At 71.3% G+C, this 19,393-nt stretch carries 17 protein-coding genes; 6 read left to right on the top strand and 11 right to left on the bottom strand.

Annotated features, from left to right (window positions below; genetic code table 11):
* Positions 1 to 41: 41 nt before the first annotated feature.
* Both BKK79_RS07910 and BKK79_RS07905 read right to left on the bottom strand, forming a co-directional pair.
* On the bottom strand, positions 42 to 455 hold the full coding sequence (locus tag BKK79_RS07910; RefSeq protein WP_071011095.1) for a hypothetical protein: 414 nt from the start codon (positions 453 to 455) through the stop codon (positions 42 to 44).
* 108 nt (positions 456 to 563) lie between these two features.
* Positions 564 to 2,231: a ClcB-like voltage-gated chloride channel protein gene (locus BKK79_RS07905; RefSeq protein WP_071037498.1), complete on the bottom strand. Its 1,668-nt coding sequence runs from the start codon at positions 2,229 to 2,231 to the stop codon at positions 564 to 566.
* 304 nt (positions 2,232 to 2,535) lie between these two features.
* On the opposite strand from BKK79_RS07905, the gene BKK79_RS07900 reads away from it, so the two are divergent.
* Both BKK79_RS07900 and BKK79_RS07895 read left to right on the top strand, forming a co-directional pair.
* Positions 2,536 to 4,188, top strand: coding sequence for a DEAD/DEAH box helicase (locus BKK79_RS07900; protein WP_071037497.1), 1,653 nt, complete (start codon positions 2,536 to 2,538; stop codon positions 4,186 to 4,188).
* A gap of 35 nt (positions 4,189 to 4,223) precedes the next feature.
* On the top strand, positions 4,224 to 5,276 hold the full coding sequence (locus tag BKK79_RS07895; RefSeq protein WP_071011101.1) for a serine/threonine protein kinase: 1,053 nt from the start codon (positions 4,224 to 4,226) through the stop codon (positions 5,274 to 5,276).
* Between the two features lie 189 nt (positions 5,277 to 5,465).
* Here the strand turns inward: BKK79_RS07895 and BKK79_RS07890 are convergent, their stop codons facing one another.
* The gene (locus tag BKK79_RS07890) at positions 5,466 to 5,903 is read right to left on the bottom strand and encodes a universal stress protein (protein WP_071011102.1); all 438 of its coding nucleotides are present in this window, start codon (positions 5,901 to 5,903) and stop codon (positions 5,466 to 5,468) included.
* Positions 5,904 to 6,163: 260 nt separating this feature from the next.
* Here BKK79_RS07890 and BKK79_RS07885 point away from each other — a divergent pair, with 260 nt between their 5' ends.
* From BKK79_RS07885 to BKK79_RS07875, 3 genes are all read left to right on the top strand, one after another.
* Complete coding sequence (locus BKK79_RS07885) at positions 6,164 to 7,231, top strand: CaiB/BaiF CoA transferase family protein (protein WP_071011103.1); 1,068 nt, start codon at positions 6,164 to 6,166, stop codon at positions 7,229 to 7,231.
* Positions 7,232 to 7,354: 123 nt separating this feature from the next.
* A complete protein-coding gene (locus BKK79_RS07880) occupies positions 7,355 to 7,807 on the top strand; it encodes a carboxymuconolactone decarboxylase family protein (protein WP_071037496.1) in 453 nt (150 codons plus the stop codon).
* Between the two features lie 327 nt (positions 7,808 to 8,134).
* Positions 8,135 to 8,764, top strand: coding sequence for a response regulator transcription factor (locus BKK79_RS07875; RefSeq protein WP_071011106.1), 630 nt, complete (start codon positions 8,135 to 8,137; stop codon positions 8,762 to 8,764).
* Positions 8,765 to 8,872: 108 nt separating this feature from the next.
* Here the strand turns inward: BKK79_RS07875 and BKK79_RS40260 are convergent, their stop codons facing one another.
* From BKK79_RS40260 to BKK79_RS07860, 4 genes are read right to left on the bottom strand one after another with little or no spacing between them, the layout of a single operon-like run.
* Positions 8,873 to 9,106, bottom strand: a complete 234-nt coding sequence (locus BKK79_RS40260) for a hypothetical protein (RefSeq protein ID WP_156811111.1) — start codon at positions 9,104 to 9,106, stop codon at positions 8,873 to 8,875.
* Between the two features lie 59 nt (positions 9,107 to 9,165).
* On the bottom strand, positions 9,166 to 9,822 hold the full coding sequence (locus tag BKK79_RS07870; protein WP_071011110.1) for a methionine ABC transporter permease: 657 nt from the start codon (positions 9,820 to 9,822) through the stop codon (positions 9,166 to 9,168).
* The gene (locus BKK79_RS07865) at positions 9,803 to 10,723 is read right to left on the bottom strand and encodes a methionine ABC transporter ATP-binding protein (protein WP_071038465.1); all 921 of its coding nucleotides are present in this window, start codon (positions 10,721 to 10,723) and stop codon (positions 9,803 to 9,805) included. The genes BKK79_RS07870 and BKK79_RS07865 overlap by 20 nt, the downstream gene beginning before the upstream one ends.
* 56 nt (positions 10,724 to 10,779) lie before the next feature.
* Entirely contained in the window at positions 10,780 to 11,598 is an 819-nt protein-coding gene (locus BKK79_RS07860; protein ID WP_071011111.1) for a MetQ/NlpA family ABC transporter substrate-binding protein, read from the bottom strand.
* 432 nt (positions 11,599 to 12,030) lie between these two features.
* On the opposite strand from BKK79_RS07860, the gene BKK79_RS07855 reads away from it, so the two are divergent.
* A complete protein-coding gene (locus BKK79_RS07855) occupies positions 12,031 to 13,371 on the top strand; it encodes an LLM class flavin-dependent oxidoreductase (protein ID WP_071037495.1) in 1,341 nt (446 codons plus the stop codon).
* Between the two features lie 36 nt (positions 13,372 to 13,407).
* Here BKK79_RS07855 and BKK79_RS07850 read toward each other — a convergent pair whose 3' ends face one another.
* The 4 genes from BKK79_RS07850 to BKK79_RS07835 all read right to left on the bottom strand — a co-directional run bounded on the left by BKK79_RS07850 (position 13,408) and on the right by BKK79_RS07835 (position 19,018).
* Positions 13,408 to 14,898 carry an MFS transporter gene (locus BKK79_RS07850; protein ID WP_084084876.1) on the bottom strand — a complete coding sequence of 497 codons (1,491 nt, stop codon included), beginning with the start codon at positions 14,896 to 14,898 and terminating at the stop codon, positions 13,408 to 13,410.
* Positions 14,899 to 15,012: 114 nt separating this feature from the next.
* The gene (locus BKK79_RS07845; protein WP_157128411.1) at positions 15,013 to 16,434 is read right to left on the bottom strand and encodes an MFS transporter; all 1,422 of its coding nucleotides are present in this window, start codon (positions 16,432 to 16,434) and stop codon (positions 15,013 to 15,015) included.
* Entirely contained in the window at positions 16,431 to 17,222 is a 792-nt protein-coding gene (locus BKK79_RS07840; protein ID WP_071011113.1) for an SDR family oxidoreductase, read from the bottom strand. The genes BKK79_RS07845 and BKK79_RS07840 overlap by 4 nt, the downstream gene beginning before the upstream one ends.
* The gene (locus BKK79_RS07835; protein ID WP_071037494.1) at positions 17,219 to 19,018 is read right to left on the bottom strand and encodes a flavin-containing monooxygenase; all 1,800 of its coding nucleotides are present in this window, start codon (positions 19,016 to 19,018) and stop codon (positions 17,219 to 17,221) included. The genes BKK79_RS07840 and BKK79_RS07835 overlap by 4 nt, the downstream gene beginning before the upstream one ends.
* Between the last annotated feature and the right edge of the window lie 375 nt (positions 19,019 to 19,393).

Genomic DNA, 19,393 nt, shown 5'->3' with positions numbered 1-19,393 from the left:
GGGCCTGCCCGGCGGCGCGTCGGCCGCGGCGGGGCCGGGGTTCAGTTCGCCTGCAGCAGGGCCTTGCGCTCCGGCTCGGTCAGCACCCAGGCGGTCAGCAGCTGGCCGTACAGATCGAGCTTGTAGCGCACCCGCAGCGTCTGGCCGGCCACCGCCGTCACGGTGAGCAGCTGGTTGTCGGGGCCGAACAGGCGCAGGCCCGGGGCGACGCCGACCGTCCTGCCGTCCAGCGCCGCGGTCTGCGGCCCGGTCGACGTGGGCGCGGCCAGCACCAGCTTGGCGGCGGCCGCATCGGCCGGGATCACCCGTGCCGGCTGGGCCCGGGCGGTCGACAGCGGCAGCAGGGCGCCGGCCATCGGCAGCGCCAGCGCCAGCGGCGTCAGCAGGGTGGCCAGGCGAGGCAGGAGGCCGACATGGCGGCGGACGGGACGGTGCGCGGCACGGCCAGCGGGCATGGGGTCTCCGGCGGGGCGACGGGTTGGCTCGGTTGCGGCCCGGCATCAGCGGGCAACCCGATATTGTACCCGCAGCGCCCTGTCGCCGCCGAGCGCCCGGCCGCCGGCTCAGAACATCGTGGAGGCTTCCTGCAGCACTCGGCGCTTGTAGACGATGCCCAGCAGCTCCCGGCTCTGCGCGTCCCGCACCAGGGGGATGCGGTTGAGCGCGTTGGCCGAGAACATGGCGAGTGCGTCGTGCAGCCGGGAGTCCGGTGTCAGGGTCGGGAAATCGCGCTCCATCAGGTCGGCGACGCTGGACTGCGGCCCGTGCGCCAGCGCGCGGTGCAGGGCGTGGATCGAGACCGCGCCCAGCATCTCGCCGCCCGGGGTCACCACATAGAGGTAGCGGGTGCCGGCCTCGGCGAACTTCGCATTGGCCTCGGCCAGGGTCGCCTCCGGCGCGATGGTGGTGTTGGTCGGATCGCACAGGCCGGCCAGCGTCATGTTGCGGGCGCGCTCGGCGGCGGCCGAGGCCTGGGCGCGCTCGGCGACCACGCTGTACAGCGACAGGGTCTGGCAGCGCGATGCCGTGTAGTAGGCGGCCACCGCGCCGATCATCGACGGCAGCAGCAGGGCCGGCGCCAGCGTCATCTCGAACACCATCAGCACCGACATCAAGGGCGCCTGGCTGGTGGCGGCCAGAAAGGCGCTCATGCCGACCAGCGGCAGCGCCGGCGAGCCGCCGCCGACCAGTGGCGCCAGCATCTGCCCCAGCGCGGCGCCGATGAACAGGGAGGGCGTGAACACGCCGCCCACCGCGCCGGAACCGATGCTCAGCACGGTGGCCGCCAGCTTGGCGGCCAGCACCACCGCCACCGGCATGCTGAGGGGGTGCTCCTGCAGGATGGTCTGGATGGTGTAGTAACCGTTGCCGACCACCTCGGGCACCGCCAGCGCCAGCACGCCGACGCAGGCGCCGCCCAGCGCCAGGCGCGCCACCGGTCCACCCGGCAGGCGGCCGAAGATGCGCTTGGCGATGCCGGCCGCGCGCAGGAACAGCGCGCCGCTCACGCCGGCCAGCACGCCCATCAGCGCGGCGGCCAGCAGCAGCGGCGCGTGCAGGTCGGCCGTTACGTTCAGCCCGGGGTAGAGCGGCTCCAGCCCGCTGTGCCACTGGCTGACCATGGCGCCTGCCACGGAGGCGAGGAAGAGCGGCATCAGGCGTTGGACTGCAAGTGCCCCGAATACCACTTCCGCGACGAAGACGGCCGCCGACAGCGGCGTGTGGTAGACCGAGGCCAGGCCGGCTGCGGCACCGCACGCGGTCAGCATGCGCCGCATATTGGTGTCGGCGCCGCCGCGCCCCGAAGGGAACAGCGAGCCACACAGCGCCGCCAGCTGGATCATCGCGCCCTCCTTGCCGACCGAGCTGCCGCTGACGATCGAGCAGAACGAGGACAGGGAGCGCAGCAGGGTGATGCGCACCGGCAGCCGGCCGGTGCCGCTCGCCACCGCGTCCATATAGTCGGTCACGCCGGCGCGGCCGCGGTCGATGCGGGCCGACAGTACCAGCAGCAGGCCGGCCAGCGCGCCGCCGAGCGCCGGAATCACCACGCGCCAGCCCAGTGCAAGGCTGGCGAAGACCAGCACCACGTCGGCGCGGCTGCCGAACAGCAGCAGGCCGGAGCCTTCCAGGGCTTCGCGGAACAAGGTGGTGGCGATGGCGGCGGCGACCCCGACGGGGATCGCCGCGAACAGAATGACTTCCTGGTCTTCTATGAACCTGAACCGCATGGAGCTGGCATCCGGGGAAAGCACTCCGGCGCCCGGCGGTCCCGGGCGGGGACGGACGGCGCCAGTGCCGTGCCGCGGCGCCGATCGGGCCGGCACGGACGGGAAAGGGGCGGGTGGCGTGGCCGCCATGATAGCGCAGCCGCCACCTGATCAGGTCGCGCAGGGCTGGTACACTACCGGCCTTTCCCCCCAAAGAGGCGGGGGGCAGTCGCCCCGTCTCGCCGGCCCCCCGGCCGGAACTCCATTGCAGCCGCCCCGCGATTGGCGCATCTTGATGCGGAACGGGTGGCCGAAGCGTCATTTCATGTCTTTCTCCGAACTAGGCTTGTCCGACAAGCTGGTGCGCGCCGTGGCCGAACAGGGCTACACCACACCGACCCCGATTCAAGCGCAGGCGATTCCCGCCATCCTCAAGGGCGGCGACCTGCTGGCCGGTGCCCAGACAGGCACCGGCAAGACCGCCGGTTTCACCTTGCCGATGCTGCAACTGCTGGCCGGCTCCAACGCCGCGGCGCCCGCGCGCGGCGCCCGCACTCCGGTGCGCGCCCTGGTGCTGACCCCCACGCGCGAACTCGCCGCCCAGGTCGAGGAGAGCGTGCGCAACTACGGCAAATACCTGCGCCTGCGCTCCATGGTGATGTTCGGCGGCGTCGGCATCAATCCGCAGATCGAGCAGCTCAAGCGCGGCGTGGACATCGTCGTGGCCACGCCCGGCCGTCTGCTCGATCACGTGCAGCAGCGCACCATCGACCTGTCGACCATCGAGATCCTGGTGCTGGACGAAGCCGACCGCATGCTCGACATGGGCTTCATCCACGACATCCGCAAGATCCTCAACGTCCTGCCGCCCAAGCGGCAGAACCTGCTGTTCTCGGCCACGTTCTCGGACGAGATCCGCGCGCTGGCCGACCGTCTGCTGGACAACCCGGCCTCGATCGAGGTGGCGCGCCGCAACACCACCGCCGAGACCGTGGAGCAGCGCATCTACCCGGTCGACCGCGAACGCAAGCGTGAACTGCTGGCCCACCTGGTACGCCAGCACGACTGGCACCAGGTGCTGGTGTTCACCCGCACCAAGCACGGCGCCAACCGCCTGGCCGAGCAGCTCAGCAAGGAAGGCCTGTCGGCGCTGGCGATCCACGGCAACAAGAGCCAGTCGGCGCGCACCCGCGCGCTCTCCGAGTTCAAGGCCGGCACGCTGCGCCTGCTGGTGGCCACCGACATCGCCGCGCGCGGCATCGACATCGACCAGTTGCCGCATGTGGTCAACTTCGACCTGCCCAACGTGCCCGAGGACTACGTGCACCGCATCGGCCGCACCGGCCGTGCCGGCGCCGAGGGCGAGGCAGTGTCGCTGGTCTGCGTGGACGAGCATGGCCTGCTGCGCGACATCGAGCGTCTGATCAAGCGCAAGCTCGAGCAGATCGTGCTGCCGGGCTTCGAGGTGGATCCGAGCATCCTGCCCGAACCGATCCAGAAGGCCCGCCAGTCGCGCGGCCAGGGCCAGGGCCAGGGCGGCCGTGGCCGGAGCGGCCAGGAAGCGCGCGCACCGCGTGCGCCGCAAGGCGGCGCGCCGGCCCAGCCAGCGCGCGCACGTGGCGAAGGCCAGGCCGCGCCGCGGCCGGCGGCCGGCGCCAACGGCGCACGTCCGGCCGGCGGCCAGGGCGGCCGCGGTGGCAACGGTGGCGGCCAGGCCGATCGTGCCGGCAATGCCGCGCGTGGCGGCCAGGGCGGTAATGGCCACGGCGGCGCCAACGGTAACGGCGGCAACCGCGGCAATCGCGAAGGAGGCCGCGAGGGTGGTCGTGAAGGCGGCCGTGAAGGTGGCCGCCCCGGCGGCGCGCGCGGCAACGCGACGCCGCGTCCGCCGCAGGATGGCGCGCAGGCGCCTGCCCGCGGCCGCCGCCCCTCGCAGCAGGCCGCGCTGCTCGGCGGCCGTGCCAAGACCACGTCCTGATATCCTGACTGCCTGAACCGCGGAGGCCGGCTGCGATGCGCGATACCGATGGCGACCCGGGCGGCAACGGTACCCCGCAAGGGGCCGGGGCTGACCTGCCCTATGCCGGCCTGACGCCGGAACTGATCCTCGACGCGCTGGAGGGGGCAGGCTTCGCCGCCGATGGCCGCCTGCTCGCCCTCAACAGCTACGAGAACCGTGTCTGGCAGGTCGGCATCGAGGACGGCCCGCCGCTGGTGGCCAAGTTCTACCGCCCGGGGCGGTGGAGCGACGCGGCCATCCTGGAGGAGCACGCCTTCGTCGCCGAACTGGCGGAAGCTGAGGTGCCAGCCGTGCCGGCGCTGGCCGTGGGCGGCAGCACCCTGCTGCACCATGGCGGCTTCCGCTTTGCGGTCTTCCCGCGCTGCGGCGGCCGGGCGCCGGCGCTGGAGCGGTCCGACACGCTGACCTGGCTGGGCCGTTTCATCGGCCGCATCCATGCCATCGGCGCGCGCCTGCCTTACCAGGCACGTCCCGTGCTCGACGTGGATACCTTCGGCGTGGCGCCGCGCGACTGGCTGCTGGCCCACGACTGCCTGCCGCCCGACCTGCTGCCGGCCTGGAAGGCTGCCGCCGATCTCGCCCTCGATGGCGTGCGGCGCTGCTACGAACGCGCCGGCGATGTTTCCCTGCTGCGCCTGCATGGCGATTGCCATCGCGGCAACGTGCTGTGGATCGATCCCGAGGATGCCCGCGGTGCCGAGCCCGGCCCGCACTTCGTGGATTTCGACGACAGCCGCATGGGGCCTGCCGTGCAGGACCTGTGGATGCTGCTGGAGGGCGACCGTGCCGCCATGCAGGGACAACTGGCCGACGTGCTGGCCGGCTACGAGGATTTCGCCGAGTTCTCCCCGCGCGAACTGCACCTGGTGGAAGCCCTGCGCACGCTGCGCCTGCTGCACTACAGCGCCTGGCTGGCCAGCCGCTGGCGCGATCCGGCGTTTCCGGCGGCGTTCCCCTGGTTCGGCACGCAGCGCTACTGGCAGGACCGAATCCTGGAATTGCGCGAGCAGATCGCGCTGATGGACGAGCCGCCACTTTGGAGCTAGTCTCCGGGGCTGGTGAAGGGTGGGCAGTCTCTCCCGGGTCTTCCTGGACGGGCGCGAACCGCACCCATCGTCCGCCACGAGCGAGCTGCCCGCACCGGCGCCGCAATGGACAAGGCGCCGCGAGCCGCGGCGCCTTGTTGATTCCTTCCTTGTATCCCGCCGGCGGCCGCCGGCCGGGACAGCGCCGCGCTACTTCGCGCGCTCTCCCTTGATCAGCAGTACCGGGCACGGTGCCATCGCCAGCACCCGGCCGGCCACCGAGCCGATCACGGCGTCGAAGAAGGTGCCGCGCCCGTGCGTGCCCATGACGATGGCCTCGGCCTTGGTTTCGCCGGCGTGCGCGACGATGCGCTCGGGCGCGAAGCCGCGCAGCGAATGGGCCTCGAAGGGGATGTTGCCGGCCTTGAGGATGTCGCACACCGACTGCATGGCCTTTTCGCTCTCTTCCTTGTGCCACTCGTCGATGGTTTCCTTGCTGACGAAGGCGCGTACCTGGCCGGTGACGTCGGGGGTGACATGGACCACGTGGACGGTGAATCCGGCCTTCAGCAGGCGGCCTTCGACGATGGAACGGGCAGCGGCATCACTGAAGGGCGAACCGTCGGTCGCCAGCACGATATTGCTCATGGCATCTCCTGTCTTGGGGGCTGAGAGGAAGCCGCGGGCGCTTGCGCCCCCGACCTATGGCCATCATCGCAGCTTGCCGGCACGCCTGCCACGATCTGGATCAAATCCCGCCGCGATCACGGCAGCCGCGCGGCGCTGAGCGCTTCGGCTAATCGCCTGACAGATTCGGCCATTGCCGGCGGCGCAGGTCCGCGGCTAGCATCGTGGCAGCCGGCTCGGCCGGAACACAAGCGGAACACAAGGAATCGACGGAGACAACGATGAGCGGACAAGGCGGCATCCGGCCCCTGGGCGGTGTCAAGGTGGTGGAATTCGAGGGGATCGGCCCCGGGCCGCTGTGCGGCAGCATGCTGGCGGGGCTCGGCGCCGAGGTCACGCTGGTGGCGCGGCCGGTGCCGCCGGATGCGCGGCGCGTCCTGAAGGGCGCGGCGGTGCCGCCCCAGATGGAGCAGGAGTACGGCAAGCGCGTGGTCCGCCTGGATCTCAAGCAGGCCGAGGGGGTGGCCGCGGCGCTGGAACTCGTGGCCGGTGCCGACGTGCTGATCGAAGGGCTGCGCCCGGGCACCATGGAGCGCCTGGGCCTCGGGCCGGCCGCGTGCCATGCCCGCAACCCGCGCCTGGTCTACGGCCGCATGACGGGATGGGGGCAGAGCGGCCCGCTGGCCCACAGCGCCGGCCATGACCTCAACTACGTGGCGCTGACCGGCATGCTGTCGCTGGCCGCGCGCGACGGCGCGCTGCCCATGGTGCCGCCGACCATGACCGGCGACGGTGCCGGCGCGCTCGGGCTGGCCTTCGGCATCGTCAGTGCCGTGCTGCATGCGCGCGCCAGCGGGCAAGGCTGCGTGGTCGATGCCGCCATCACCGATATCGCTGCCATGATCGGCTCGCTGGCGCAGGTGGCCCACGCCGCCGGCACCATCGGCGGGCCGCGCCCGAGCCCCTTCCACGATTCACCCTTCTACGATGTCTACCGCTGCGCCGACGGCCGCGCCATCACGCTGGGCGCCCTCGAGCCGCAGTTCTACCGGCTGCTGCTGGAGAAGCTGGAGTTCGACGACGTCGATCCTGCCGCGCAGTACGACAGCAGCCACTGGCCCGCGCTGAAGGCGCGCATCGCCGCGCGCATCGCGCAGCGGCCCAGCGCGTACTGGTGCGAGCGGTTCGAGGGCAGCGATGTCTGCTTCGCCCCCGTGCTGACGCTGGAGGAGGCGGCGCGCCATCCCCACAATGCGGCGCGCGGGACCTTCCTGCGCTATACGCTGGACGGGCGCGAGTTCGCCCGCGCCGCACCGGCGCCGCGCTTCCTGGCTCCGGGCGCGGACTGAGCATCGGTGCACCGGCGGGCGCCGGCCGGGCACGGAACGGTGCCCGGCAGCCAGCGGCGTGCGCCGGCCTTCGGCTATGCTTGCGGCATCCCGGTCCCTTTCCCCTACGCGAGGCATGCCAGCATGAGCACCCTGTCCCCATCGACCACCACCGCGCCGGACGGCTACGCCCCCACGCCTGCATTCCAGGACGGCTTGCGCGTGCGCACCGAAGTGCTCGGCCCGGGCCACGTCCAGCGCGCGCTGGATGCCGCCCAGGCGCAAGGCGACACCAGCCTGCAGCAATTGGTGACCGAATTCGCCTGGGGCACGGTCTGGACCCGGCCCGCGCTGGACCGCAAGCAGCGCAGCCTCGCCACCGTCTCGATGCTGGTCGCGTTGAATCGTCCGCAGGAACTGGCCGGGCATCTGCGCGGTGCGCTCGCCAATGGCGTGACGCCCGAGGAACTGCGCGAGTTGATGGTGCACAGCGCGGTCTACTGCGGCTTCCCTGCCGCCCTCGACGCCAGCCGTAAGTTGACCGAGGTGCTCGAGGCCGCCGCGCATGAGCAGGGCGGAGCCTCCGGGGCGGCGTAGCCGGCGGGCACCCGCCAGGCGCCTGGCCGCCGTGTGGCGCTCGTGCCCGGCGCGGCGTGCTGCGGAGGCGCCCCGCGTCCTCAGTGGCATCGGGCTGATTGAGAATATTCTCGTTGCGTTTCGGAATAACGGCCAATACATTGAGGGAGCTACTCAGGTGGCGGACCCTGCCTGCGTCCTATGCTTGTTCCAGCCTATTTCTCAGCCCTGATGAGGAAAGGCGGATCGCCGCCCGGCCCACCCATCGCCCCCGGCCGGAAGCCCGCCAGTGCGGCGCGCGGGCAAGCAGGCGCATCTCCCCCGGTCCAGCCGCCAGGACGTTCCGCCATGGCCGACGCGCTCATCGTCGACGATCATCCCGCCATCCGACTCGCGGTCAGCGCGCGTCTGGAGCGCGAACTCGGGTTCCACGAGATCCTGGAGAGCGACAATGGCGACGAGGCGTTCGAGCTGGTGCGCCAACACCTGCCCCCCTTGCTTATCGTCGATCTCGGCATTCCCCGCATGTCGGGCATCGACCTGATCGAGCGCGTCGGTGCGGCCCATCCCGAAGTGCGCATGCTGGTCCTGTCCGGTCAGGACGAGGACCTGTCCTGTTCCCGCTCCATGCGGGCGGGCGCGCACGGCTTCGTGGCCAAGCGCCAGAGCCTGGGCGAACTGATCAGCGCCGTACGCAGCCTGCTGGCCGGTTACTCGGTGTTTCCGCTGCACGCGCTCGGGGCGGCCCGCCACCAGGGCTATGCCACCGGGCGCGACGCCCTGACGCTGCTGACCGAGCGCGAGGTCACGGTGCTGCAATACCTGGCGCGCGGCTATTCCAACAAGGACATCGCCCGGGAGCTGCTGATCAGCAGCAAGACGGTCAGCACGCACAAGGTCAATATCATGGAGAAGCTGCACATCGCTTCGCTGATCGAGCTGGCCGACTTCGCGCGCCATCACAACCTGCTGCGCTGACAGCGCGCGCAGGGGCGGGGCGGCGCGCAACGCCTCAGTCCCCGGCGGCTTCCCGCGCGCGCAGTGCCGGCACCGGTTCGGCCGGGACGCTGCGCGCGGCCGGCTGCGTCATATCGCGCCAGCTCGCGTACCGTGCAGGCCGGGACGGGACAGGCCGCGGTGGTCGATAACAAGCCCCCGGCGGCGCCATCGGCGCCGATGCTGGCCGAATGCGGCGCCGACGTGATCACGATCGAGCCGCCCGACGCCGCCGAGGTGATCGGCCGCGCGGTGGCCGGTGCCGACGTCTTCCTGACCAATATGCGCAACCGCGGCGACTGCGCGCCGCGCCTGGGCCAGCATACCCGGCAGATCCTCGCCGAACTGGGCCTGGGCGGATGCGCGCGGGCGCCGGAAGTTGCTCAGCGCCGGTGGTCGAAGCGCCGCGCCAGCCGTTCGCCGCCGAACTGCACCAGCGTCACCAGCACCACCAGGATGGCGATCACGTTGAACATCACAGCGGTCTCGTAGCGCTCGTAGCCGTAGCGGATGGCAAGGTCGCCGAGGCCGCCGGCGCCGACCGCGCCCGCCATCGCCGAGGAGCCGATCATGGCGATCACGGTGACGGTGGCGCCGCCGACCAGGGCCGGCATGGCCTCGGGCAGCAGCACGTGCCGCACGATGTGCCAGCGGCGGCAGCCCATCGCGCGCGCGGCCTCGACCAGGCCGGGATCGACCTCGTTGAGGCCCACCTGCGCGACGCGCGCGAAGAAGGGGATCAGGTGCGCGCTCAGCGGCACCACGGCGGCCCAGGTACCCATGGTGGTGCCGACGATCAGGCGCGTGAGCGGCAGCATCGCCACCAGCAGGATGATGAAGGGGATCGAGCGGAACACATTGACCAGCACCGACAGTACGCGGTGCAGGCGCGGGCGCGGCCACAGCCCGCCCGGCGCGGACAGCGTCAGCACGATGGCCAGCGCCATGCCGCAGACGAACACCACGGCACAGGCGCTGCCGGACATCAGCAGCGTCTCGCCCAGGGCGCGCAGGTACTTGTCAGCCAGCGGCGGAAACATGGCGCGGAATCTCCTGGTAAAGGGCGTGTGCGCCGGCCGCGTGGCCGCTCGCCTCATCCATGGCGCCGCGCGCGGCGCCCGGGTCCGGTTCGTTGGCGGCCGGCGGCAGCGCCTGGTGCAGCGCGCGCAGCGGCCGCAGCAGCGCCAGCGTGGCGTCGGCACGCGGCGCCAGGAAGACCTGGCGCACGGCACCCTGTTCCACCACGCGGCCGTGGTCGAGCACCAGCACGCGATCGCAGGCCTGGCGGATCACCGACATATCGTGCGTGATCAGCACCACGGTCAGGCCGAAGCGCTGGTTGATGTCGCGCAGCAGCGCGAGGATCTGCTCGGTGGTCTCCGGGTCGAGCGCCGAGGTGGCTTCGTCGCACAGCAGGATCTCGGGCTGGTGCACCAGCGCGCGGGCGATGCCGACGCGCTGCTTCTGTCCACCCGAGAGCATGGCGGGATAGGCCTGTGCCTTGCCGGCGAGCCCGACCAGGTCGAGCAGCGCCATCACGCGCGGTGCGATGTCCAACCGTGGCACGCCGGCCACGCGCAGCGGCAGCGCCACGTTCTCGAACACGGTCTTGGCCGACAGCAGGTTGAAGTGCTGGAAGATCATGCCGACGCGGCGCCGCAGCGCCACCAGGCCGTCCTCGTCGAGCCGGCCGATGTCGGCGCCGTCTATCCGCACGTGGCCGCGGCTGGGACGCTCCAGCATATTGACCGTGCGCAGCAGCGTGGACTTGCCGGCGCCGCTGCGGCCGATGATGCCGAAGATCTCACCGCGCGCGACCTGGAACGAGACGTCGTCGAGCGCGGCCGCCGGCGCGCCGGCATAGGTCTTGCCCAGGTGTTCGAAGACGATGTGGGCCGGCGCGGAATCCGGCGGGGGCGGGGAAGGGGCGAAGGTCACGATGGCTCTCCTTGCTCGGGGGCCGGTGGCGGGGCGGGGGGGCGCTGGGCGCTGCGCGCTCAGAATGCCGGGATCACCGATCCCTGGTACTTCGACAGGATGAAGCGCCGCACCTCCTCCGACTGGTAGGCCTTGACCAGCGGCGCCACCCAGGGTGCATTGCGGTCCTGCTCGCGCACCGCGATGACGTTGACGTAGGGATTGTGTTCCTTCCGTTCCACCGCGATGCCGTCGCGCGTGGCGATCAGGCCGGCCTGGTAGGCGAAGGTATTGACGATGGCCGCGGCGTCCACGTCGGGCAGCGAGCGCGCCAGCACCACCGAGGCGCTCTCCACCAGTTCCAGCTTGCGCGGGTTGGCGGTCACGTCGGCCAGCGTGGCGGTGCCGGTGAAGGGGTCGAAGCCCTCGCGCAGCTTGATCAGGCCATGATCGCGCAGGATCACCAGCGCGCGCGTCTGGTTGCTCGGATCGTTGGGGATGCCGATGCGCGCCCCTGCCGGCAGTGCCTCGAGGGATTTGAACTTGCGCGAATAGAAGGCGATCGGCGAGATCAGCGTGTTGCCCACGGTGACCAGCTTGTAGCCGCGCTGCTTGATCTGGTCGCGCAGGAAGGGAATGTGCTGGAAGGAATTGGCATCGAGGTCGCCGTTGTTGAGCGCTTCGTTGGGACTGGCGGTGCCGGTGATGACGATGGGCTGGACGTTCAGGCCCTGCTTCTGTGCCACCTTGGTAACCACTTCCCAGATCTCTTCGTCGACGCCGCCGCGCACGCCTACCTTGATCACCTTGTCGGCAGCGGCCGCCGGCGCGCCGCCGAGCGCGAGGGAGAAGATCGTAGCGCCGGCCAGCAGCGCGGAAAGAAGCGAGCGTCGTTTCATGGGCGGGTTCACCTGGACTGGGAGGGTTTGCGGTGGAAGTCGGCCGGCACCAAGCCGGGAGACCCAGTCTAGGCAGGCACGCGGTGGCGGTCCAAGAAGGAATGCGCACTTGCAAATGCGGCGAGCGCGGCGAAGCGGCGCGCGGCGCGAGGGCGCGCCTGTGGCGATGCCGGAACCGCCGGGAGGCGGGTGGCAATACGGGCGGCCATACAGGCGGCCATACAGGCGGCCATACCGGGCCGCCCTGCATATCCATGCGCGGATTGCTTCGTTGGCGTCGCTGGAGCGGTGCCCTAAGGTGATGGCGCGATACGGCGGACGCAGCGCGCTCCGGACCCATCCGTCCGCGGCCCGTCCGCGCCGACGCAAGCCGATGGCGCCGGATGCGGCTGGTCCGCCCGGTGCCGGTCATACGCTACCGGGAACCTGCCAATGAGCACCACGCCGCCGCGACAACTGCACCTGAACGTCAATATCCTCCACTCGGGCTTCGTGCCTTCGGCCTGGCGCCTGCCGGACAGCGATCCGGCGGCCTTCACCGACGTGCAGCACTATGTGCGCGTGGCCCGCATCGCAGAGGCCGGCAAGCTCGACGCGGTCTTCCTGGCCGACAGCGCGGCCATCATCGACCAGATCCATTTCCGGCCGATCACCGCGCTCGAGCCGACCGTGCTGCTGGCCGCCATCGCCGCCGCCACGACCCGCATCGGCCTGATCGGCACGGCCTCGACCAGCTACAACGAGCCCTACAACATCGCGCGCCGCTTCGCCACGCTGGACCATGTCAGCGGCGGGCGCTCCGGCTGGAACGTGGTCACCACCGCCGACCTGCCGTCGGCACGCAATTTCGGCCGCGACAGCGTGCCCGACCACGCGCAGCGCTACGCGCGCGCCGACGAGTTCACCACCGTGGTCAAGGCGCTCTGGGATAGCTGGGAGGACGATGCCTTCCTCGGCGACAAGGCCGGCGGCCGCTTTGTCGATGCCGGCAAGGTGCATCCGGTGGAGCACCGCGGCGAGCACTTCGCCGTGCACGGGCCGCTCAACCTGCCGCGTTCGCCGCAGGGGTATCCGGTGCTGGTGCAGGCCGGCGGTTCGGCCGACGGGCGTGAGCTGGCCGCGCGCCATGCCGAGGCGGTGTTCTCGGCCTCGCAGTCGTTCGAGGAGGCGCTCGACTACGCGCGCGGGCTGAAGGCGCGCGCGCAGGCGCTGGGACGCGGCCCCGAGGCCGTGCGCGTGCTGCCGGGACTGACCACCATCATCGGCGCGACCGAGGCGCAGGCGCGGCGGCGCCGCGACGAGCTGGTCGATGGCATTCCCTGGGACTACAGCCTGACGCGGCTGGCCGGCACGCTCGGCATCGCGCCGGAGCGGCTCAAGCTGGACCAGGGCCTGCCTGACGACCTGCCCCTGCCGGCGGGCGGCAACGGCAATCACACCTTTTTCCGTGCCACGCTGGCGCGCGGGCGCGGCCTGACCGTGCGCCAGCTGATCCGCGAACTGGCCGGAGGCGGCGGCCATCGTGTCATCGTCGGCACGCCGGAGCAGATCGCCGACGACATCGCCCACTGGTTCCGCCACGGTGCCGCCGACGGCTTCAACCTGATGCCCGATGCGCTGCCGGACGGCCTGCAGGACTTCGTCGACGGGGTGGTGCCGATCCTGCAGCGCCGCGGCCTGTTCCGCAGCGAATACGCAGGCCACACCCTGCGCGAGCATTTCGGGCTGGCGCGCCCGCCCGGCAGGGGGGCACCGCATCGCGCCGCCGCCTAGCGCCGCCCAGTGCCGCCCAGTGCCGCCCAGCGTTGCCTAGGGCCGCCGTACCGGCCCGCCGCCCAGCGGCGGTGCCACTTCCTCGAGCGGCCGCCGTTCGGCATCGATGCCATGCCGCAGGGCGAACAGTCCTGCCGCCACCACCAGCGTCGCGCCGATGGCGTAGCCACCCGCCACGGCGGCGCGGCTGCCGCTCTGGATCAGCAGGCCGAACAGCACCGGCGCGACCAGGCCGCCCGCGCCCGTACCGACGGCGTAGAACAGGGAAATGGCCAGTGCGCGGATCTCCAGCGGGAAGATCTCGCTGGCGGTCAGGTAGGCGGAACTGGCCGCCGCCGATGCGAGGAAGAACACGGCCGCCCAGCACAGCGCCTGGGTGCGCGCATCCAGCCAGCCGGCCAGGAAGGCCCAGCCGGTCAAGGCCAGCCCGACGCCGGACATGACATAGGTGCAGGAGACCATGCGGCGGCGCCCGATCCGGTCGAAGGCGGGGCCGAGCAGCAGGGGCCCGGCGGCGTTGCCGAGCGCGAAGGGGAAGATGTAGAGGGCCGCGCGGGCATCCGGCACGCCGTAGAAGCGCACCAGCACCATGGCATAGGTGAAGAAGACGGCGTTGTAGAGGAAGGCCTGCGACACCATCAGCGACAAGGTCACGGCGCTGCGCATGCGGTAGCGTCGCATCAGCAGCCAGGCCACGTCGCCCAGTGTGGGCGGCGTGCGGCGGGCCGCGGGACGCTCTGCCGGCGCCGGCCGCGCCGGGGCTGCGGCAGCGCGTGCGGCAATGCTCTGCTCGATCTTGCGCAGGGTCGCGTCGGCTTCGTGGAGGCGTCCGTGCATGGCCAGCCAGCGCGGACTTTCCGGCACGTGGCGGCGCACCAGCAGGATGGCCACGGCCAGCGCCGCGCCCAGGCCGAAGCAGGCGCGCCACCCGCGCGCGGGGCCCAGCACGCGGGGATCCAGCAGGAACAGGCTGAGCCCGGCGCCGAGCGCGGCACCCAGCCAGAAGGTCCCGTTGATGGCCAGGTTGACGCGTCCGCGCACGCGCGCGGGGATCAGTTCATCGATGGCGGAATTGATGGCTGCATATTCGCCACCGATGCCCAGCCCGGTGCAGAAGCGGCAGCCTGCGAAGTAGGCGAAGCCGGGGGCGGTGGCAGTGGCAAGCGTGGCCAGCAGGTAGACCAGCAGCGTGAGCAGGAGCAGGCGCTTGCGGCCAAGATTGTCGGCGAGCCGGCCGAACACCAGGGCCCCGCCGATCGCGCCGGCAACATAGAGCGTGCCAGCCAGCCCCACCTGGGCAGCGCTGAGCGACAGGGTATCCGGCCGCTGCAGCACGGCGCCGAGCGAGCCGGCCAGCGTGACTTCCAGTCCGTCCAGCACCCAGGCGATGCCGAGCGCACCGCATACCCGCCAATGCCAGCGCGACCAGGGCAGCCGGTCCAGCCGGGCGGGGATGTCGTGATCGAGCTTGCCGTGCCGGCTGCCTGCGGCGGTGCCGGTCTGGCGTGGGGTCGGGGCATCGGGCATGGCGTCGGCGGGTTCTTGGGGCCGCGCGCGCAGCGCGCTCGCCACCAGGACAACTTACACCATCATCGGCCCGTGTGCCGCCTCCCCGCCCGGATCGCCATGCCGGATGCCGCGTCAACCATGCGGCGCCAGCCGCCCGCCGCCGCGCACGAAGCACATGCCGATCCATCCGCAGCTCATCAGGACCACGATGGCCCCCATGCCGGCCTGCTGCGAGTGGAAGGTCGCGGTGGCGTAGTGCACGAGGAAGGAGCCCAGCCACATGGTGGCGGTACCCGATAGCGCGAAGATGCCGAAGAAGGCCCCGCTTTCCCCCGGCGGCGACAGCCGCAGCAGCAGGGTGCGGCTGGACGAGTAGGATGCCGTGATGAAGGCCGCGTTGGAGAAGCCGATCAGCAGGTAGAGCAGGTCCGGCCAGGTGCGGAAGAAGGGCCCGTTCCACAGCGGCGCCGCGGCGGCGGCGTCGTAGTGCCAGAAGTAGAGGATGCGCTCGGGTGCCATGCCGATCACGCAGACCAGGCCCACCAGCGTCATCAGGACCTCGATGCGTACCGCGACCTTGGGCCCCAGCGCGGCGTCCAGGCGGCTGCCGAGGATGCCGCCGAGCGCCGCGAACACGCTCAGCAGCACGCCGTAGCTCAGCATGGTCAGCGTATGCCACTTCATCACGCCGGCGGCATAGACGCCGGAGAACAGCAGCACGGCGGTCATCGCGTCGACGTACAGCATGCGCGCCAGCAGGAAGGCGGTCATGTCGCGGTGGCCGCGCAGCTTGCCCACCATGCCCAGAAGCGTGCGCAGTCCCTCGCGCAGGGAACGCGCGATGCCGTTGCCCGTGCGCGCGGCATCCGGGGTGAAGAGGAACATGGGCAGGGCACCCAGCACGCACAGCACGCCGGCGATGGGGCCGACGATGCGCTCGGGTTCGTGCGCGGCGGGATCCATGCCGAACAGAGGCTGCGCCGGGATCCAGCCCCAGGGCACCTTGCCGGGCAGGGCGAAGGCCCACAGCACGAACACTAGCACCAGCACGGAGACGGCGTTCGACAGCGCCAGTCCCAGGCCGGAAGCCTTGTGCGCGAGCCGGGGGCCGGCTGCCTGCGCCAGCATGGCATTGTGCAGCACCTCGGTGTAGCCGAACAGCACGTTGATCAGGGTGGCTGCCACCACCACGCCACCGATGCCCAGGCCGGTCAGGTCGGGGCGGGCCCACCACAGGGACATCATCAGCACCGCCATCACCAGCGTCGACACCAGCAGCAGCGGCTTGCGCGGCCCGATGCGGTCGATCGAGGCGCCCAGCAGCGGGGCGGTCAGCGCGATGATCCAGCCGGCCCATTGGCCGTAGGTGGCCACCAGCGCCTGCCCCTTGACCGGATCGCCCACCATCACGGTGGAGAAGTAGGGCATGAACACATAGATGGTCACCAGCATGACGAAGGGATTGCGTCCGGCCTCGAACAGCGACCAGGACACCGCGCCCAGGTCGAGGCGGTCGCCGGAGACCGCCGTGGTGGTCATGGGTGTGGCGCTCATGGTGCGAATCCTTTGCGTTCGGCCAGCAGGCGCTTGCGTTCGTCGCGCGCGCGCTCGGGTTCGGCGGTGACCTGCACGTCGAATGCCGCCAGCTCGGGCGGCACGTACCAGTGCAGCTTGTCCTCGTGATAGGCGGCCCACACGGCCTCGGCCACGGCGACCGGCGGCAGCAGCCGCCACATGCCTTCCGTCGCCGCTCCCGCCCGCACGCGTTCGGGCAGGATGGGCGTGTCGATCAGCCCCGGCAGCACGTCGGCGGCACGGATGCCATGGCGCGACAGTTCGACCGAGAGGGCCTCGGTGAAGCCCTTGACCGCATGCTTGGTGGCCGAATAGACGGCAATGCCGGCGGCGCCGAAGATCGCCGAGGCCGACGAGGTGCTGAAGCACAGCGCGTTCGGCGTGGCCTTCAGCAAGGGCATGGCGGCGTGGATGCCGCCGAGCACGCCCAGCAGGTTGACGCTGACGATACGCTCGATGGTCTCCCACGGCTGCTCGTCGAAGTAGCCGCCGGCGCCGATGCCGGCATTGTTGAAGAGCAGGTCCATGCGTCCGCCGCTGGCGGCACCGAAGCGCTCGATGGCGGCGAGATAGGCGGCGCGGTCGCTCACGTCGAGCGGCGCGAACAGGCCGGCATCGGGGCCCAGTTCGTTCGCCAGGGAGTCGAGCCCGGCCGCATCGATGTCGTAGGCGCCGACGAACCAGCCGCGCGCGGCGAACAGGCGGGCCGTCTCGCGGCCCATGCCGGAGGCGGCCCCGGTGATGAAGATGGCGCGGCGGGTGCTCATGCGCGCACCTCCTCGCTCACGCGGCCGAACTCCAGGCCGGCGCAGTCCCCGCTGGCGCGCCAGGCCTGCAGGATGTCGATGAAGGCGGCGGCGCCCGGCCCGTAGGGGCCGTTGCGGATCTCGCGCGCCGACAGCTTGCCTTCGGCGTTGTAGTAGCCGGGCGTGCACTCGGCCTGGTAGGCGGCGCGTCGCGTGCCGGCGGACACGATGGTGGCGGTCCACGCGGCCTCGCTCGCGGCGCTCGGCTCGACGGTGTCGGCGCCCTCGGCCACGCAGCGCGCGGCGACATAGGCGATGTGATTGGCCTGCTCGTTGAGCATGTGCGGGAAGTTGGGCGATTGCCCCGACTGCGTCACGCTGACGATGAAGCAGTTGGGGAAGTCGCGCGTCAGCAGCCCGTGCAGCGTGGAGGCGCCCTCGGCCCACTTGTCGGACAGCGCCAGGCCGCCGCGCCCATGCAGTTCGAAGCCGGCGCGCCGCTCGAAGCCGGTGCCGACCTCGAAGCCGGTGGCGAAGATCAGGCAGTCCAGCGGATACTCGCGGCCGTCCACCACCGCGCCGGCCGGCGTGATGCGCTCCACGCCGCGGCCCGCCGTGTCGACCAGCGTGACGTTGGCGCGGTTGAACATGTCGAGATAGCCGTCGTGGAAGCAGGGGCGCTTGCAGAACTGGCGATACCAGGGCTTGAGCGCCGCCGCCGTGGCCGGGTCGCGCACGACGTGGTCGACACGGGCGCGGATCTGCTCCATCTTGGCGTAGTCCGCCATCTGCATCGCCTGGACCGGATCGGCGACGCTGCGGTCCGGCCGCACCAGCCGCATGATGTCGGTCCAGCCGTCGTTGACCAGGTCCTCGGCCTGCGGGATCCCGCAGACCAGGTTGTTGAAGTTGTCCATGCGCTGCTGCTGCCAGCCCGGCCCCAGGCTGGCGGCCCAGGCCGGATCGGTGGGCTGGTTGTTGCGCACGTCGATCGACGAGGGGGTGCGCTGGAACACGTAGAGGTGCCCGGCCGCCTCGGCCACGTGCGGAGCGCACTGCACGGCGGTGGCGCCGGTGCCGATGATGCCGACGCGCTTGCCGGCCAGCCCGGCCATGCCGCCGCGATGATCGCCGCCGGTGTAGGCGTAGTCCCAGCGGCTGGTGTGGAAGCTATGCCCGGCGAAGTGCTCCAGGCCCGGGATGCCGGGCAGCTTGGGCTTGTTCAGCGGGCCCGTGGTCAGTACCAGGAAGCGCGCCTGCAGGCGGTCGCCGCGGTCGGTGCCGACCTGCCAGCGCGCGCCGGCTTCGTCCCAGCGCAGCGAGGTCGCCTCGGTCTGGAACAGCGCGTCGCGGTACAGGTCGAAATGCCGGCCGATGGCCTGGGTGTGCGCGAGGATCTCCGGCGCCTTGGCGTACTTCTCCGTGGGCATGGTGCCGACTTCTTCCAGCAGCGGCAGGTACACATAGGACTCGATGTCGCAGGCCGCGCCGGGATAGCGGTTCCAGTACCAGGTGCCGCCGAAATCGGCGCCCTTCTCGATGATGCGGATGCGCGCGAAGCCGGCTTCGCGCAGGCGCGCGGCGGCCAGCAGCCCGCCGAAGCCGCCGCCGATCACGATCGCATCGAAGGTGTCGGACTGCGGTGCACGGCGCAAGGCCGGGTCGGCGTGCGGATCCGCCGCGAAGCGGGACAGTTCGCCCGCGATCTCGACATACTGCGCATTGCCGTCCGCGCGCAGGCGGCGCTCGCGTTCCTGCCGGTACTTTTCCTTCAGCGCGGCCGGGTCGAAGTCCCAGCGCGGGTCGTTGGCTTGCATTGTCTCGTCTCTCCGTGGCAGGTGCGGGGTCTGGTGGGCCGGCAGGCGGGGGCCGTATTGTCGTCTTGCGGCCGCGGCCGTCAAGTGGTGCGGGCCGCCGGCGGGGCGCCGTGCTTCAGGCATCGGCGGAGTGCGATGACCGGCCGCATGGTGGCCGGGGCCCGGGGCGCCCGGCCGGTTGGGCCGGGCATGCGGCGCGCAAGGACGCGGGATGGGGGGCGTGTTCGCTTGTCATGGGGGCGCACTCCAGCGACCCATTCTAGGTGCGCCGCCGCGCTTTTCGTCATGCATATCGCGCATCAGAAAATAGCGCGCCTGCATGCTGCGCTCGCATATCCCCGCGCTGGCGCGGGTAGGCAGGGCTGGCGCCGTGCC

The sequence above is a fragment of the Cupriavidus sp. USMAA2-4 genome (genome assembly GCF_001854305.1).
In the GTDB taxonomy this organism is placed as follows: domain Bacteria; phylum Pseudomonadota; class Gammaproteobacteria; order Burkholderiales; family Burkholderiaceae; genus Cupriavidus; species Cupriavidus malaysiensis.
Note: the sequence above shows the minus strand (reverse complement) of the source record. Positions and strands in the feature narration are given on the sequence as shown.

Excerpts from the sequence above, each read along its gene's own strand:
- BKK79_RS07860 (WP_071011111.1), bottom strand. The coding sequence starts at position 11,598 with ATGAAACGACGCTCGCTTCTTTCCGCGCTGCTGGCCGGCGCTACGATC.
- BKK79_RS40260 (WP_156811111.1), bottom strand. The coding sequence starts at position 9,106 with ATGCTGGCCCAGGCGCGGCGCGCAGTCGCCGCGGTTGCGCATATTGGT.
- BKK79_RS07880 (WP_071037496.1), top strand. The coding sequence starts at position 7,355 with ATGAGCACCCTGTCCCCATCGACCACCACCGCGCCGGACGGCTACGCC.
- BKK79_RS07910 (WP_071011095.1), bottom strand. The coding sequence starts at position 455 with ATGCCCGCTGGCCGTGCCGCGCACCGTCCCGTCCGCCGCCATGTCGGC.
- BKK79_RS07855 (WP_071037495.1), top strand. The coding sequence starts at position 12,031 with ATGAGCACCACGCCGCCGCGACAACTGCACCTGAACGTCAATATCCTC.
- BKK79_RS07850 (WP_084084876.1), bottom strand. The coding sequence starts at position 14,898 with ATGCCCGATGCCCCGACCCCACGCCAGACCGGCACCGCCGCAGGCAGC.
- BKK79_RS07900 (WP_071037497.1), top strand. The coding sequence starts at position 2,536 with ATGTCTTTCTCCGAACTAGGCTTGTCCGACAAGCTGGTGCGCGCCGTG.
- BKK79_RS07840 (WP_071011113.1), bottom strand. The coding sequence starts at position 17,222 with ATGAGCACCCGCCGCGCCATCTTCATCACCGGGGCCGCCTCCGGCATG.
- BKK79_RS07905 (WP_071037498.1), bottom strand. The coding sequence starts at position 2,231 with ATGCGGTTCAGGTTCATAGAAGACCAGGAAGTCATTCTGTTCGCGGCG.
- BKK79_RS07870 (WP_071011110.1), bottom strand. The coding sequence starts at position 9,822 with ATGTTTCCGCCGCTGGCTGACAAGTACCTGCGCGCCCTGGGCGAGACG.
- BKK79_RS07875 (WP_071011106.1), top strand. The coding sequence starts at position 8,135 with ATGGCCGACGCGCTCATCGTCGACGATCATCCCGCCATCCGACTCGCG.
- BKK79_RS07885 (WP_071011103.1), top strand. The coding sequence starts at position 6,164 with ATGAGCGGACAAGGCGGCATCCGGCCCCTGGGCGGTGTCAAGGTGGTG.
- BKK79_RS07890 (WP_071011102.1), bottom strand. The coding sequence starts at position 5,903 with ATGAGCAATATCGTGCTGGCGACCGACGGTTCGCCCTTCAGTGATGCC.
- BKK79_RS07845 (WP_157128411.1), bottom strand. The coding sequence starts at position 16,434 with ATGAGCGCCACACCCATGACCACCACGGCGGTCTCCGGCGACCGCCTC.
- BKK79_RS07895 (WP_071011101.1), top strand. The coding sequence starts at position 4,224 with ATGCGCGATACCGATGGCGACCCGGGCGGCAACGGTACCCCGCAAGGG.
- BKK79_RS07835 (WP_071037494.1), bottom strand. The coding sequence starts at position 19,018 with ATGCAAGCCAACGACCCGCGCTGGGACTTCGACCCGGCCGCGCTGAAG.